The following is a 14,307-nucleotide window of genomic DNA, read 5'->3' as shown; positions in this document are numbered from 1 at the left end:
ACACTACTTACTGGGAGGATTCAGCATGAAAAAATGGTTATTGGTTCTTATGGCTGCCCTTTTAACATTAGCGGGCTGTAGCGAAAAAGAGGATACCAAAAAGGATGAGCATGCGTTAAAGAAGGTGTCCGTTGTACTTGATTGGATGCCAAATACAAATCATACAGGGCTATATGTTGCTAAGAAATTAGGTTATTTTGAAGAGCAGGGCTTAGATGTTGATATCTTACAACCTGGTGACGCAGGAGCAGATCAGCTTGTAGCATCTGGCAAGGCACAATTTGGCGTAAGCTATCAGGAGGGAATTACACAGGCTCGTGTACAGGGTGTACCTCTAGTATCGATTGCGGCGATTATTCAGCATAATACTTCTGGCTTTGCCTCAATCGCCTCCAAAGGTATTACATCACCGAAGAAATTTGAAGGTAAAACATATGGCGGCTGGGGAGCTCCACTAGAGCAGGCCGTACTACAATCATTAATGCAAACTGAAAATGCAGATATTAATAAATTAGATATTATTAATGCTGGCGATATAGATTTCTTTACAATGATGAAAAAAGATATTGATTTTGCATGGATTTATTATGCTTGGACTGGGATTGAAGCTGAGCTTCGTGGTGAAAAGCTGAACATGCTGTATTTAACAGATTATAGTGACCAACTGGATTATTATACACCCGTTCTTGCTACAAATGAAAAAATGATTAAGGATGATCCAAAGATCGTTGAAGCATTTGTCGCTGCCGTGGCAAAGGGCTATGAATACGCGATCAGTAATCCAGGTGAGGCAGCAGATGTTTTACTTGAGGCAGTACCTGATTTAGATAAAGACCTTGTGCATAAAAGTCAGGAGTGGCTGGCAGATAAATATCAGGATGACGCTGCTCAATGGGGCGAGCAAAAGCTAGCTGTCTGGGAAAACTATGCGAAGTGGATGACTAGTAACAACGTTTTAGAGGGCGAATTTAACGCAGAACAAGCATTTACAAACGACTTTTTACCGAAAAAGGAGACGAAGTAACATGGCAAACTCATTAATCAGTGTACAAATTATTCCGAAAACAGAAAAATATGAAGATGTGATTCCATTTGTCGATGCGGCCATTGCTATTATTGATGCATCAGGCGTGAAATATGAGGTGCATCCTTTAGAAACGACGATGGAAGGGGAGCTGACAACGTTACTACAAATTATAGAACGAATGAATAACAAAATGATAGAGCTTGGGGCTATCAATGTTATTACCCAAGTGAAAATTTTATATCAGCCATCAGGTATTACTATGGATACATTAACGGAGAAATACCAGTGATGAAGCAGGCAATACAAAAGGGAAGGTCGATAATTTTTATCGCCTTCCTCTTATTCATATGGGAGCTAATCGTGCGTTTGGCAGATATCCCGCATTGGTTATTGCCGGCACCAAGTGCTATTTTAGCAGAAGGGGTACGATCGTTTGAAACATTTTTGCCTCATGCCTTCGCAACCGTGCAATTAGCTTTACTAGGACTTACAATTGGCATATGTTGTGGACTAGCAGTTGCTGTGCTCCTACATCGTTTTTCATTTATTCGAGAGCTATTTTATCCCATTCTTATTATGTCACAAAACGTTCCAATACTTGTCCTAGCGCCCTTGTTAATTATTTGGTTTGGCTTTGGTTTATTACCCAAGCTTATCATTATTTGCCTAGTATGCTTTTTTCCGATTGTTATTGCAGCAATGGATGGCTTTCGTCAAACCTCACCAGAGTTGAAGCATTATTTTGAGATGATTGGGGCAACAAAGGCACAAACCTTTTGGAAGCTAGAATGGCCATTTGCATATCCATCTATTTTTTCGGGTATTAAAATTGCCGCTACCTACAGCATTATGGGGGCTGTTATTGCGGAGTGGCTAGGTGCTAAAAAGGGAATTGGGGTCTATATGACATTGGCACAGTCATCATTTCGTACAGATCGTGTGTTTGTTGCCATTTTGGCTATTATATGTTTAAGTTTAGTGTTATTTAGCGCTATTCGACTGCTAGAAAAAATCATTGTGAGGGGGAGAGGATTCCATGCTAAGCGTTCAAAATATTGATAAATCCTTTGATTCTCTTCAGGTCATTCAAGATTTATCCTTTGAGGTTAAGGACGGTGAATTTGTGGCAATCATTGGCCCATCTGGTAGCGGGAAAAGCACACTATTTCAACTAATTGGTGGTGTTTCTTCTATTGATAAGGGAGCCATTTTATTAGATGGTGCAGATATACAGCAGAACAGAGGAACAATTGGCTATATGCCTCAGCAACCCTGTTTACTACCATGGCGAACCATTTTAGAAAATGTCACAATTGTAGAGGAGCTTCAGCAAAAGCCGAATGTGGAACTTGCGAAGGAGTGGTTAGCAAAAGTGGGTCTTGCTTCATTTATAAATGCCTATCCGAATGAACTATCTGGAGGTATGCAACAGCGAGTGTCCTTTATCCGTGCAATCGTTAGTGACAAGCCTATATTATGCTTAGATGAGCCATTTTCTGCACTAGATGAGTTTACGAGAATGGAAATGCAGGCTTGGCTATTATCCATTTGGGAAAAATATCGAAAATCCATTTTATTTGTTACCCATAGTATTGAGGAAGCGCTATTTTTGGCAGATCGGATTATTGTGCTATCAAAACGACCAGCAACAATTAAACAAGAGATAGTTGTTCCTTTTGCACGACCACGTCAGGAGAAAATTCGTCATTCTGAGACATTTACAGCATTAAAAGAACAATTATTTATCTTTTTAAAAGAAGAAAAGGATGATGTTTATGTTGATTGATGCTCATATTCATTTAGATCAGTATCAAGACAACGATATACCCTCTTTACTAGAGGAGGCAGAATATGTTATTGCTGTGAGTATGAATCTTGCATCATGTGAAAAAACGTGGATGCTATCGAAAACCTATAAAAATGTAAAGGCTGCATTTGGCTTTCATCCGGAGCAAGTCTTACCTAGTAAAATGGAAATGGATGCTTTATTTGATTGGATACGTCAACATGCACATGAAATGATAGCAATAGGGGAAGTAGGTTTGCCTTATTATTTAAAGCAAGAAAAATCTATTGATTATCGTCCATATACAGCATTGTTGGAAAGGTTTATTTTGTTAGCAAAGGAATTAGATAAACCAATTATTTTACATGCCGTTTATGAGGATGCAGCACTTGTTTGTGATTTGCTTGAAAAACATCAAGTAACGAAAGCCCATTTCCATTGGTTCAAGGGAGATGAGAAAGTAATAGAACGCATGATTCAGAATGGCTATTTTATTTCTGTTACACCTGATTGTACGTATGAGGAGGAGATTCAACAGCTTATTACGAGATATCCAATCGAGCTAATCATGGTGGAAACGGATGGACCTTGGCCATTTGAAGCTTCGTTTGAAAATAAACGTACATCTCCCTGGATGATAAATCATTCTATAGCGGTCATTGCATCAATAAAAGGGATATTAATGCAGGAAGCGGCTAAAAGCATTACACAAAATACAAAATCATTTTACAATCTATCATAAATAAAAAAGCAGTATATAGAATGTTTATTCATCTATACGCTGCTTTTTGTATTTTGTGAAGTTGCGTTCCAAGGTTTCTTGCTTAGTCTTTGTGACACGTTCATGTGTACTAAAAGGGGAGGATTGACGATCGATTTCAACATTTTTTCCTTTTGTACGCTTTAAATGCATACGTTTCTTTTTGGCTTTTGATTGTGACATAGGATTACCTCCAATTGCTTATTATCAATATAATACTGAATAAAACAGAAAATGTAAAACCTCGTAAGTAAGTTACTTACGAGGTAGTTGTCATATTATTAGTGAGATACGTCTTGTACAGAAATACCTGTGTTTGCTTTAACATCCACTTCGCGATATTTCTTGTCATCACTTTCTTTAGAAAGTAATGTTCCAATGAAACCACCAAGGAAACCAAGAGGTACCGAAATTAATGCTGGATTTGTTAACATAATTAACGGTTCACCCACGAAAATTGCTTTTCCTTCAACTGGATTCCAGATGTTTGGTGACACTGCAACAAGTACTAATGCAGAGATTAAGCCTGTTAACATTGCCGTTACAGCACCGGCTGTGTTAAAGCGTTTCCAATAGATTGTATAAATGATTACTGGTAGGTTAGCAGAACCTGCAATACAGAATGCAAGTGATACTAAGAACGCTACGTTTAATGTTTGTGCACCAAGTGCTAAAAGGATAGAAACAATTGAAATTGTAATCGAACCGATACGAGCTGCAAGTACTTGCTCTTTTTCTGTAATTTGACCTTTTTTAATGATTTGACCATAAATATCATGAGAAAGGGCAGACGCTCCAGAAAGTACAAGACCTGCTACTACGGCTAAAATTGTTGCAAATGCTACCGCACAAACGAATGAGAATAGAATGTCGCCACCAAGTGCTTCTGCAAGAAGTGGAGCAGCCATGTTACCAGCTGCGTTTGCTGCAATAATTTCTTCTTTACCAACGAATTTTGCTGCACCGAAGCCTAGGAAGATTGTTAGTACATAGAAGATACCTACAATCCATGTAGCCCAAATAACTGAAGAACGAGCTGTCTTCGCATCTTTTACTGTAAAGAAGCGCATTAGGATATGTGGAAGACCAGCAGTACCTAATACAAGAGCGATTAACATTGAGATTGTATCAATACCATTTGTATATTTAAGACCAGGGTTTAAATAAGCTGCACCGCTTTCAGTAGCAGTCCCCATTTCTTTAAACATTGTAGCAATGCTGAAGCCGAACTCTTTTAATACTAAGAATGAAATAATGACAGTTCCTAACATTAAAAGACATGCTTTAATAATTTGTACCCAAGATGTTGCAGTCATACCACCGAATAATACATAAGTTGTCATCATAACACCTACGATTAACACGGCAATCCAATAGTCGATCCCTAAAAGTAATTGAATAAGTGCTCCTGCACCAACTAGTTGTGCAATCATGTAGAATAAAACAATTGTAATAGTGCTTAAAGCTGCTGTTCCACGAACTTTTGCGCTATCAAAACGCGCTGTAATCATGTCAGCTAAAGTAAATTTACCAAGGTTACGTAATGGCTCTGCAACAATGTATAATACCACTAAGTAAGCTACTAAATAACCAATAGAGAAGAAGAATCCATCAAATCCAAATAATGCAACTGCACCTGCGATTCCTAAGAAAGAGGCTGCTGATAAATAGTCACCAGCAATAGCTAGTCCATTTTGCCAGCCTGTTAATCCACCGCCTGCAGTATAGAAGTCACTTGCTGAAGAAGTACGTTTAGATGCCCACCATGTAATAACTAATGTTAAACCTACAATGGCAACAAAAAAGAATATGGCTGTAAGACTCATACCTCCATCATTCATCGGCGGCCACCTCCGTTCTCATATTCAGCGATAATCGCCTTTGCTTCTTTATCGTAGCTGTTTGCTTTTGCTACATATAAATGACATAACCCCCATGTCATAATGAATAATCCTGCTGCATAAACCCACACCCAAGTGATTTCCCCAAATGCCTTTTGGTGTAGAATTGTCGTGTAAGAAGTAAGAATTGGTAGCAACATATACGCTGCTAAAAAGATTACAGTCATAGACCAAAGAAATGAATTCTTTCTTCGTACAAGTGCTTTAAACGATTGTTGATTTGCAATTGCATCATAGTCAATCACGACGCCTTTGTTTGCTTGATTGTTCGCCATTAACATTCCCCATTTTGTGTTTATTTTTACTGCTTCAAGACTTGATTTTGCTAGTTAAGTGAATTCACATCTTCATTTTATGAGACAGTTCACAAAATTGCAATACATTTCAGAAAAATTATGTAAAAAAAATTTTTAGAAAAATAGTCTTAGAAGAGAAAATTTATGACAAAGCCTAGAAATATAGGGGTTTTGGAAAATTCAGATAAATATACGAAATGGGGACAAATCTAGATTTCGGGGCATAAAATAAGGTTAAAATTTGAAAATAAAATTATTTTTTCCATAAAAATTAAACACTATTTACCTAGTGAAAATTGGTTTTTTTCTGTTTTTTGGAAACAGAATAGTATTGTTCAATAAGTAAATTGGTAAAATTTTTATAATAAAAAAGTAAAAAACTCGATGAAAAATCGAGTTTTTTACTTATATTGTTAGTGTTGTAGAACAGGTAGAGGTCACCTATGAAATTACAAAAAAATTAATGTGAAATATCAGAAACAGATACACCTGTATTTGCTTTAACACGAATTTCTTTGTAAATGCGATCTGCTTCTGCTTGTGGAACCTTGCTAGATGATAAAACAGATCCTAAGTAACCAGCGATAAAGCCAAGTGGAATAGTAATGATTGCTGGCACTGCTAAAGGTACAAGAGGGTTACCAACAAAGATTGCCGCTCCATCAACAGGACTCCATACATTTGGCCCCATCGCCCCTAATATTAAACATGATACTAAACCAGTTACCATTGCTGTAACGGCACCTGTTGAATTGAATTTTTTCCAATAAATTGTGTAAAGAATAACAGGTAGATTTGCTGAAGCCCCGATACAAAATGCAAAGGAAACTAAGAAAGATACATTTAGGTTTTGCGCAAAAAGAGCAAGGACAATCGACACAATGGCAATCGAAATTGAGCCTGTACGAGCTGCAAGAACCTGTTGCTTTTCAGTTAATTTACCACCTTTTATAATTTCACCATAAATATCATGAGAAATCGCAGAAGCACCTGTTAAAACTAAGCCTGAAACAACGGCTAAAATTGTTGCGAATGCTACTGCACCGATAAATGCCATTAACACATCTCCGCCTAAGAACTGAGCAAGAAGTGGGGCAGCAGTGTTACCTGCTTTACTTTCAGCAAGTATTTTATCTATTCCTACAAAATTTAATGCACCAAAGCCTAAGAAAATAGTTAATGAGAAGAAAATAGCTGTAATCCAAGTAGTCCATGAAATAGAAGACCGAGCAGTTTTTGCGTCTTTAACAGTAAAGAAGCGCATTAAAATATGGGGTAAACCAGATGTACCTAAAACAAGGGCCATCATCATCGAAACAGAATCGACCGTACTTGTATATTTTATCCCTGGTACAAGGAATTTTTCACCGTGATCAACAGCGATTGTATCAAACATCTTCATAAGAGAGAAATCAAATTTAACTAATACCAGTGTAGCTAATAAACCTGTCCCAAATAATAGAAGACTTGCTTTAATGATTTGAACCCAAGATGTAGCAGTCATACCGCCAAACAATACATAAGTTGTCATCATCACGCCGACGATTAACACAGCAATCCAATATTCAATCCCGAATAAAAGTTTAATAAGAGCACCAGCACCTACTAGTTGAGCAATCATATAAAGAATAACGATAATAATTGTTCCTGAAGCTGCAACTCCACGGATACGTTTTTCATTAAAACGAGCAGTTAGCATATCAGCTAATGTATAACGACCTAAATTACGCATTGGCTCTGCAATTACATATAATAGAACTAAGTTTGCTACTACATAACCAACAGAGAAGAAAAAGCCATCAAAACCAGTTAAAGCAATTGCACCAGATACACCTAGAAATGCGGCTGCAGATAAATAGTCACCAGCAATCGCAAAACCATTTTGCCAGCCTTTAAGACCTCCTCCAGCAGTATAAAAATCCGCTGCAGATGACGTGCGCTTTGCAGCGATATAGGTAACAACAAGTGTTAAACCAACGATTGCTAAAAAGAAACCAACAGATACCAAGTTCATTTATTTTCCACCTTTCGCATGATATTCTGCTAGCACGGCTGCAGCAGCTTTATCGAATGAAGAAGCTTTTTTTACATATACTGTACAAAGTACGATTGTCATAATGAATAACCCTGCTGAATAAACCCAAACACCTGTAATATTTCCGACGAATTTTTGTTGTAGTACAGGCTGAAAAGCAAGGATTGGTAGCAAGATATAAAGAATTAAAAATGCTGCTGTAATCGAGAAAAGAAAGGTATTTTTCTTTTTCACGAACTTGTTGAACGATTCCATAGCTTCAATTGCACTATAATCAACTGATTCTACATTTTTGTTACCAGAAATGTTTGCCATTATTATTCCCCCTAAAGTGTTATATTTCTGTTTTAAACGGCATATTTCTCTCTTTATCGCCGTTATATTCACTTATTTTATGAGGTATATTCTTATAATGCAATACTAAATTTTGAGTTTTTATAATTTTTAGTCTCTTTGCATTTATGGAAATAACATAGAAATAATAAGGATTTAATAGAAATATTCCGTACGAAAGAGAACCGAATTACCTACTAGAATAATATTATTGAAATAGTTTAGTGATAATAATTTTGAATGTAGGAGAATATTTAAACACGAAAGAGAATTTTAATGAATTTGTTATTGCGCCATCAAATAATGGAAGATTAAAAAAAGCAAAAAAACTTTGTTATATAACAATTATCTGATGCCTTGGGAAATAACCAAAATAGTAAAAAACGGCTTGAAAAAAATTTTTTAAAAATGAGAATAATCTGGAATATACAGGGTATTGTTATGGGAAAATCATACAAAATACAAAGATTGGACATATTAAATTGTAAGGTTAGACCATAATCTTGTATTTAGTGGGTAGAATTTATACAATAAAAATAGTGGTAAATTGAAGGGAAGTGGGCAAATTAATGAAAAAGAAAAATATAATGCTTGTATTGATACTAGTATTAAGTAGCATTTTAGCTGCTTGTGGTAGCTATAAATTCGAACCAGAAATGAATATAGAGGTCCAGGATTTTTCGGTAACAAATCAACACAATGAAAAGGTGAATCTAGAGAATTATAAAGGTAAGCCATGGCTGGCGATGTTCATTTTTACAAACTGTAATACCATATGTCCACCAATGACGTTTAATATGACAGAGGTCCAAAAAGCGCTAAAGGATAAAGGCTTGGAAGACTATCAAATTGTAGCTTTTAGCGTTGATCCAGAAGTTGATAAACCAGATGTGTTAACGAATTATTTAAAAACATACTCAGTCCCAGATGAAAGCAAATGGCAGCTATTAACTGGCTATGATCAAAAGTTTATTGAACAGTTTGCCATGAAATCGTTTAATTCACACGTTAAAAATGATCCAAATTCTGACCAAGTTATACATATGGGAAGATATTACTTAGTCAATGCAGACGGTACAGTTGTTAAAGATTATGATGGCACAACAGATGTACCAGTTGATACAATTGTGGCAGACATAAAAGCTCTATCAAAATAAATGGTTTATATTACAATTTAAAGATATGGATAACTTTGATGGGGCTGTCCCAAAAGTTTATCCAAAAATGAATAAAAAGGTGAATGACAGAAACGTTGATAAATCAATGTTTCTGTCTTTTCAATTTCCTGTGATTTTACTCCAAAAGACTGTGAGACAGCATCGTATAATTTGAGATAGAGAATTGCTATCTAAAAAATTAATTGAAAGGGGAAGAGGTAATTTATATAGGGAGGTACCTGACATTACTTTAACCCCGTCCTAAATCATATTGTTTCAGCTTTTTATTAGTGAAATTAGGCATTTTCTCAAAATGTCAGCCTGTATTCTAAAGTCTGACCTTAACCTCCGTACCATCCTTAGCTTTGACATCTACAAGCACGGTACCTTTATAATTTTTAAGTTCCTTAACAATAGGCATTAGTATTTTTTTGTCTATTTGTGGTAAGGTAAGGCCTATTTTTTTTCTTTCGGAGTATTCTTTGGTCCATCTATTGACATGCTGCTGAAAAAAATTAGAAGACAAAATAGAAAGAACAATGTTTAAAATAGCGTATGGAACTGGGATAGTAAACCGAATATCCTTTGCTTTTACTTTTACATGCATCATAAGCAACACTACTCAAAAAAGACTGCAACGGAATCCCCATTTGCCGATTTAATATCAACAATTTGTCCATCTAATTCGTTTTCGATTGCTTCAATAATAAGGTTTATATCTATATCCTTCACATATTTTTCCGACTGTGGGATACTCGCTGCAATGCTATGTCCAGCCATTAATACTACCTTAACAAGTTTGATAGGCAAATTGACTGTGACGTTATCATTTTCTGCTGAGACAACACGGATTTTTAATGTTTTATCTAAATAGCTAGTAGTTTTTTCAAAAGACTTATTACTTGTTTCTTCTTTCTCTTGTAATGCTTGAATGAGTTCTGATCCTTTATCTGCATCAATTTTTCCTTCTTGAATCATTGTTAACACTCTTGTAATTTCCTCTTTCATGATAAATTCCTCCTTATTCTTTTAAAAGCTTAATGGCTTCTTCTGGTGTGATTTCACCATTTTCCAACATGGTTACAACCTTTTTCTCATCTACTTCATTTTTCTTCTTTTGTACATAGCCAAGGGAAGAAATGATGTCAGTTAGCTTACCTCGAACCGTTGGATACGAAATCCCTAGTTCCTTTTCAACATCTTTAATATTCCCTCTGCATGTTAAAAATACCTCCACAAAATGAAGCTGATCCTTTGACAAAGTTGCCAGCTTCGATAATTCAAACTCATTTTCAATCGTAGTGTGGCAATGGGAACACTGCAACTTTGTAATTTTCAATGTTTGACTGCAGACAGGACAATTTGTAATTACTTTATAAGCCATAATGAGATTCCTTTCTTTTGATTAATTTGATTATACAACAAGGAATGGAAAATTAAAATAATAATATTTAATTTTTTAAAACCAAAAACTCAATAATGTTAATAATGAAATTAATAATATTGAATTTTGTTACTCGGAATGTAGGATTCCAGATTTTGAGTTGCTGATTCAAATGAAGAACTAAAAAATAAAGAGAGGGAATAAAAGTATAGGGTTGAAGGCCTGATCCGAGTACATGTCAGGTGAAATAAACGAAAAGAACGTGTTTGAAATATTTCAAACACGTTCGATAATATTATTTTTATTTTCGTAAAATTAGATTCGGAACTATACGAATATAAAAGATTTCCCCTATAATTTCAACAATGGTTTGTGTGACAATAATGGCGGCTACCAATGTATTTAAATGATTCGGTAATGATAGGGCTAGGGGGAGAACAACAAGTGAATTACGTGTAGATCCGCTAAAAATTAATGCTCTACCAGACTCAATATCAAGTTTGAACCATTTCCCAATTAATTTAGAAATAAACGGCATAATAATCATAAAGGCAATATAAATGGGAATGACCCTTATAATCCAATCAATGGATGTAGATAATTTTCCTATTTGAGATGAAACAACAACAAAAAGAGTTAACGCCATAAAAGGAACAGGTAGCCACGCAGAAAGATTAATTAATTTATCCCCTGCAGATGATTTCTTTGCAAATAATTGGAGGGCAATAGCTAGTAGTAGTGGTATAATAATAAGTTCCAAAAATGCCTCTAAGAACGGCTGTGGTTCAACAATATTAGCTGCTTCATCACCAATGAATAACCATAAATAGAAAGGTAGTAATAGCATTTGAGTGATGAAGAGAATGGGTGTAGAAACAAGCATAGCTTTTTCGTTACCACATCCGAGTGCCGTAAATACTATCACATAATCAATACATGGTGTAAGTAATACTAAATAGACACCAAGTAATAAAGGTGGATGGTCTGGTAATAGCATTGTTAACAGCCATACAATAATAGGGACAACAATATAGTTGACAGTTAGTAGAGCCCCAATAAAACGTTGGTTAGAAAATGATTCTTTTAAAGATGTAAAGGGGATTTGCGAAAACATACTATACATTAATATAGCAATTACAAATGAAATCGTAACGTTTAACTGCTTTCCTATAGTAGGTGTAAATAATCCTACTACTACTGCTAGCAATAAAACAATTACATACAGGAAAACTTGGTTATTTTCTAATTTTTCTCTTGCAATCATTGTTAGAATAACTCCTATTTATTTTATTGATCATTTAAGTAAGGGATTAAAATTATACTAAATTAGCAAAATTCCAATACAAGGGTACTATATCATATTAGTTAAAACTAGTTTGGAAATACAAGAGAAAAAAGAAGTACAATTCAATAAAATTAGCACAAAATTAAATAGGCATGGCGCTAACTTTATCAACCATGCCTATCTTTATAAAAAAGCAGAAGATTAGAAAAAATAATAGGCTTTAAAAAACAAGTTAACCTTCATTGGGCTAACTTGTTTGATGAACAAGGGAAGTGCTATTCGTTTTTTTGAAAAGTACTGGGCATTACAACAAGAACCACTGTACCTCGAGCACATAGAGTATCTTGCGCGTAAACTTCGGTTTCAACCTTCCATCTTTTCGGATGAATTTCCTCAACAGTTCCAATAGCTCTTAATGGGACATGTTGTGGTGTTGGTTTTAGAAATTCTACATTAAGGTTAGCAGTTACAAACCTAGGAGGCTCTGCTCCATCACCAATTTCATGTCCATTTTTACGATGCAAAGCAAGGGCAGCAGATCCTGATCCATGACAATCAATTAATGATGCGATTAAACCACCGTAGATAAATCCAGGAATACCCATGTATTTTGATTCAGGTGTATAGATTGTAATAGTTTTTTCACCTTGCCAACCAGTTCGAAGATGATGACCATCATTATTCAGTCGGCCACACCCATAACACCAAGCGAAATCATCTGGATAAATATCTTGAATCGCTTTTTCTACTATTAAATCTTCCATTCTTTCCTCTCCCCAGTACTCTAGTATTTAATATTTTCTAAACGATTGTTAATCATATAAGTATAAGTAATTATTTACAATTCATCAATAAAAATCTAAATATTCTTTCTATTTATAAGAGTGTGATTTAAATGGGTAATGGCTTGGGGCTAATAATTCTCTTGTATAGAGTAAAGGGGGCTTTTGTTAAACCTGAAATCCAATTATGATCAGTTGGGTATTTTCTTGGAGAAGCAAACATGTATTTTTTAATCCATTTATTAGAAATTTAATTTACTCTAGGAACCCGAAACAATTGGCCCTCCCACAAAATTGCAAAAGTTTTATTTGTTGCGGATGGGAAGTTTGGTATCCAAAAGAAGGGGAACCAGTACAGCTTAGTAATTCATATATGTTTTTCTTTTTATTGTCAAATTTATTGGCAGCCAAGTGTACTAGAAGATAGCCTTACTGCTAATGAGAAAGAAAGATACACTTGAATAAATTCAAAACAACTTTCTGTCAATTCTGGTTATTTGCAATATTGACAGAAATACACCAGCGTGGTTTAATTTAATTATTAAACAATTATTTAAATGTTTAAATATAAAAGGAAAGGGAGATGATAATATGACGTTAAATCTTACATTCAAAGCGCTCTCCGACCCGACTAGACGTAAAATTCTTGATCTGCTTATGGATAAGGATTTAACGGCTGGGGAAATAGCCGATCATTTTCAAATGACAAAGCCTGCGATCTCTCATCATTTGGGCTTGCTTAAGCAAGGGGATTTGGTATGGGACGAAAGGCAAGGGCAGCATGTTGTTTACTCAATTAATACTACTGTATTACAGGAAGTAATGAAGTGGTTTATGCAATTCAATAATAACAAGGGAAAGGGAGAGGAACAATTATGAAAAAGTTTTGGTTTCCGGTGTTGCTTTTCATTATAGCTGTGTTAGCAAGTGGATGGAGCTACCCACAGCTTCCTGAAAACATTATTTCCGCTTCAAAGTATCAACGTGATTCTACCGCTACTCCCAAAGAGTTTATTGTGAGCATGATTCCAGTAATGATGTTTTTTATGCTTGTCTGTATGGCATTGATCCAGAAGCTTGGATTGAATAAAAAAAACCCGCGCTCCGTTGGGCCGGTTAATGCGATTCTGAACGGCGTCATTTTTATCCTCCTGCCAGTTCACGGTCTGGTATTGGCCTATGGCATGGGTAATCCATTTAACGTGGATATCATTGCTCCTCTAGTTACAGGTGCTGTGTTCATTGTGATCGGTAATTTTGTTCCGAGAGTGAGAGGGAATTTAGGATCCAGCCTGGCTACTTCCGTATACGATACCAATAATGGAATCGAAATTCGCAAGTCTCACCTTTTCATGGGTCGGGTATATGTATCAGGTGGCTTCATCATGCTAGTTAGTACACTCGTGCCTGGTGGAGCATCTTTACCAATCTTTATTACACTGCTGTTGCTTACTGTAATTATCTCAATTATTGGGTATTACACAAAGTTGCAACGGGTATAAGAAACCTGCCCTGAGATTATTAAAAAAGTTCATGCCTTCAGTTATTTTAAAGTGTACCC

The 14,307-nt window shown here is 35.6% G+C and carries 18 protein-coding genes; 8 read left to right on the top strand and 10 right to left on the bottom strand.

All coding sequences use genetic code 11. The annotated features are described in order from the left end of the window. Positions 1-25: 25 nt before the first annotated feature. The 5 genes from B2R82_RS12275 to B2R82_RS12255 are packed head-to-tail and all read left to right on the top strand — an operon-like array spanning position 26 to position 3,555. A complete protein-coding gene (locus B2R82_RS12275) occupies positions 26-1,024 on the top strand; it encodes an ABC transporter substrate-binding protein (protein WP_286925132.1) in 999 nt (332 codons plus the stop codon). 1 nt (position 1,025) lies between these two features. Beyond that, positions 1,026-1,316, top strand: coding sequence for a thiamine-binding protein (locus B2R82_RS12270; protein WP_286925131.1), 291 nt, complete (start codon positions 1,026-1,028; stop codon positions 1,314-1,316). Then, positions 1,316-2,086, top strand: a complete 771-nt coding sequence (locus B2R82_RS12265; RefSeq protein ID WP_286925236.1) for an ABC transporter permease — start codon at positions 1,316-1,318, stop codon at positions 2,084-2,086. Before B2R82_RS12270 ends, B2R82_RS12265 begins: the two co-directional genes overlap by 1 nt. Then, positions 2,064-2,813, top strand: a complete 750-nt coding sequence (locus tag B2R82_RS12260) for an ABC transporter ATP-binding protein (RefSeq protein ID WP_286925130.1) — start codon at positions 2,064-2,066, stop codon at positions 2,811-2,813. Before B2R82_RS12265 ends, B2R82_RS12260 begins: the two co-directional genes overlap by 23 nt. Beyond that, positions 2,803-3,555, top strand: a complete 753-nt coding sequence (locus B2R82_RS12255; protein WP_286925129.1) for a TatD family hydrolase — start codon at positions 2,803-2,805, stop codon at positions 3,553-3,555. The genes B2R82_RS12260 and B2R82_RS12255 overlap by 11 nt, the downstream gene beginning before the upstream one ends. A 24-nt stretch (positions 3,556-3,579) precedes the next feature. On the opposite strand, the gene B2R82_RS12250 is transcribed toward B2R82_RS12255, so the two are convergent. The 5 genes from B2R82_RS12250 to B2R82_RS12230 all read right to left on the bottom strand — a co-directional run bounded on the left by B2R82_RS12250 (position 3,580) and on the right by B2R82_RS12230 (position 8,120). After that, entirely contained in the window at positions 3,580-3,756 is a 177-nt protein-coding gene (locus tag B2R82_RS12250; RefSeq protein WP_286925128.1) for a hypothetical protein, read from the bottom strand. A 98-nt stretch (positions 3,757-3,854) separates the two neighbouring features. Next, positions 3,855-5,399 (bottom strand): solute symporter family protein, encoded by a 1,545-nt coding sequence (locus B2R82_RS12245; RefSeq protein ID WP_286925235.1) that lies wholly within the window; start codon positions 5,397-5,399, stop codon positions 3,855-3,857. Between the two features lie 11 nt (positions 5,400-5,410). After that, positions 5,411-5,749: a DUF485 domain-containing protein gene (locus B2R82_RS12240; RefSeq protein WP_283868113.1), complete on the bottom strand. Its 339-nt coding sequence runs from the start codon at positions 5,747-5,749 to the stop codon at positions 5,411-5,413. A 481-nt stretch (positions 5,750-6,230) separates the two neighbouring features. Further along, positions 6,231-7,784: a solute symporter family protein gene (locus B2R82_RS12235; RefSeq protein WP_286925126.1), complete on the bottom strand. Its 1,554-nt coding sequence runs from the start codon at positions 7,782-7,784 to the stop codon at positions 6,231-6,233. Beyond that, complete coding sequence (locus tag B2R82_RS12230; protein WP_286925124.1) at positions 7,785-8,120, bottom strand: DUF485 domain-containing protein; 336 nt, start codon at positions 8,118-8,120, stop codon at positions 7,785-7,787. Positions 8,121-8,707: 587 nt separating this feature from the next. On the opposite strand from B2R82_RS12230, the gene B2R82_RS12225 reads away from it, so the two are divergent. Then, positions 8,708-9,295 (top strand): SCO family protein, encoded by a 588-nt coding sequence (locus tag B2R82_RS12225; RefSeq protein ID WP_286925123.1) that lies wholly within the window; start codon positions 8,708-8,710, stop codon positions 9,293-9,295. A gap of 328 nt (positions 9,296-9,623) precedes the next feature. Here B2R82_RS12225 and B2R82_RS12220 read toward each other — a convergent pair whose 3' ends face one another. The 5 genes from B2R82_RS12220 to B2R82_RS12200 all read right to left on the bottom strand — a co-directional run bounded on the left by B2R82_RS12220 (position 9,624) and on the right by B2R82_RS12200 (position 12,728). After that, positions 9,624-9,905, bottom strand: a complete 282-nt coding sequence (locus B2R82_RS12220; RefSeq protein ID WP_286925122.1) for a hypothetical protein — start codon at positions 9,903-9,905, stop codon at positions 9,624-9,626. 8 nt (positions 9,906-9,913) lie between these two features. Then, positions 9,914-10,303: an SHOCT-like domain-containing protein gene (locus B2R82_RS12215; RefSeq protein WP_286925121.1), complete on the bottom strand. Its 390-nt coding sequence runs from the start codon at positions 10,301-10,303 to the stop codon at positions 9,914-9,916. Positions 10,304-10,316: 13 nt separating this feature from the next. Beyond that, positions 10,317-10,679 (bottom strand): DUF2089 domain-containing protein, encoded by a 363-nt coding sequence (locus tag B2R82_RS12210; protein WP_286925120.1) that lies wholly within the window; start codon positions 10,677-10,679, stop codon positions 10,317-10,319. Between the two features lie 301 nt (positions 10,680-10,980). Beyond that, a complete protein-coding gene (locus B2R82_RS12205; RefSeq protein WP_286925119.1) occupies positions 10,981-11,943 on the bottom strand; it encodes an arsenic resistance protein in 963 nt (320 codons plus the stop codon). A gap of 296 nt (positions 11,944-12,239) precedes the next feature. Then, on the bottom strand, positions 12,240-12,728 hold the full coding sequence (locus B2R82_RS12200) for a PaaI family thioesterase (protein ID WP_286925118.1): 489 nt from the start codon (positions 12,726-12,728) through the stop codon (positions 12,240-12,242). A 609-nt stretch (positions 12,729-13,337) separates the two neighbouring features. Here B2R82_RS12200 and B2R82_RS12195 point away from each other — a divergent pair. Together B2R82_RS12195 and B2R82_RS12190 are read left to right on the top strand one after the other, a co-directional pair. After that, the gene (locus B2R82_RS12195; RefSeq protein WP_283868106.1) at positions 13,338-13,625 is read left to right on the top strand and encodes an autorepressor SdpR family transcription factor; all 288 of its coding nucleotides are present in this window, start codon (positions 13,338-13,340) and stop codon (positions 13,623-13,625) included. Continuing rightward, positions 13,622-14,248 carry a hypothetical protein gene (locus B2R82_RS12190; protein WP_286925117.1) on the top strand — a complete coding sequence of 209 codons (627 nt, stop codon included), beginning with the start codon at positions 13,622-13,624 and terminating at the stop codon, positions 14,246-14,248. The genes B2R82_RS12195 and B2R82_RS12190 overlap by 4 nt, the downstream gene beginning before the upstream one ends. The last annotated feature ends 59 nt before the right edge of the window (positions 14,249-14,307 follow it).

Origin of the sequence: Lysinibacillus sp. UBA6686, from assembly GCF_002455205.1 — a bacterium.
Classification (GTDB): Bacteria; Bacillota; Bacilli; order Bacillales_A; family Planococcaceae; genus Lysinibacillus; species Lysinibacillus pakistanensis.
This window is presented reverse-complemented; position numbering and strand designations above follow the sequence as displayed.

Coding starts and splice junctions, on each gene's coding strand:
- B2R82_RS12190 (WP_286925117.1), top strand. CDS start 13,622: ATGAAAAAGTTTTGGTTTCCGGTGTTGCTTTTCATTATAGCTGTGTTA.
- B2R82_RS12195 (WP_283868106.1), top strand. CDS start 13,338: ATGACGTTAAATCTTACATTCAAAGCGCTCTCCGACCCGACTAGACGT.
- B2R82_RS12275 (WP_286925132.1), top strand. CDS start 26: ATGAAAAAATGGTTATTGGTTCTTATGGCTGCCCTTTTAACATTAGCG.
- B2R82_RS12230 (WP_286925124.1), bottom strand. CDS start 8,120: ATGGCAAACATTTCTGGTAACAAAAATGTAGAATCAGTTGATTATAGT.
- B2R82_RS12215 (WP_286925121.1), bottom strand. CDS start 10,303: ATGAAAGAGGAAATTACAAGAGTGTTAACAATGATTCAAGAAGGAAAA.
- B2R82_RS12265 (WP_286925236.1), top strand. CDS start 1,316: ATGAAGCAGGCAATACAAAAGGGAAGGTCGATAATTTTTATCGCCTTC.
- B2R82_RS12270 (WP_286925131.1), top strand. CDS start 1,026: ATGGCAAACTCATTAATCAGTGTACAAATTATTCCGAAAACAGAAAAA.
- B2R82_RS12245 (WP_286925235.1), bottom strand. CDS start 5,399: ATGAGTCTTACAGCCATATTCTTTTTTGTTGCCATTGTAGGTTTAACA.
- B2R82_RS12260 (WP_286925130.1), top strand. CDS start 2,064: ATGCTAAGCGTTCAAAATATTGATAAATCCTTTGATTCTCTTCAGGTC.
- B2R82_RS12210 (WP_286925120.1), bottom strand. CDS start 10,679: ATGGCTTATAAAGTAATTACAAATTGTCCTGTCTGCAGTCAAACATTG.
- B2R82_RS12220 (WP_286925122.1), bottom strand. CDS start 9,905: ATGATGCATGTAAAAGTAAAAGCAAAGGATATTCGGTTTACTATCCCA.
- B2R82_RS12225 (WP_286925123.1), top strand. CDS start 8,708: ATGAAAAAGAAAAATATAATGCTTGTATTGATACTAGTATTAAGTAGC.
- B2R82_RS12255 (WP_286925129.1), top strand. CDS start 2,803: ATGTTGATTGATGCTCATATTCATTTAGATCAGTATCAAGACAACGAT.
- B2R82_RS12235 (WP_286925126.1), bottom strand. CDS start 7,784: ATGAACTTGGTATCTGTTGGTTTCTTTTTAGCAATCGTTGGTTTAACA.
- B2R82_RS12240 (WP_283868113.1), bottom strand. CDS start 5,749: ATGGCGAACAATCAAGCAAACAAAGGCGTCGTGATTGACTATGATGCA.
- B2R82_RS12250 (WP_286925128.1), bottom strand. CDS start 3,756: ATGTCACAATCAAAAGCCAAAAAGAAACGTATGCATTTAAAGCGTACA.
- B2R82_RS12205 (WP_286925119.1), bottom strand. CDS start 11,943: ATGATTGCAAGAGAAAAATTAGAAAATAACCAAGTTTTCCTGTATGTA.
- B2R82_RS12200 (WP_286925118.1), bottom strand. CDS start 12,728: ATGGAAGATTTAATAGTAGAAAAAGCGATTCAAGATATTTATCCAGAT.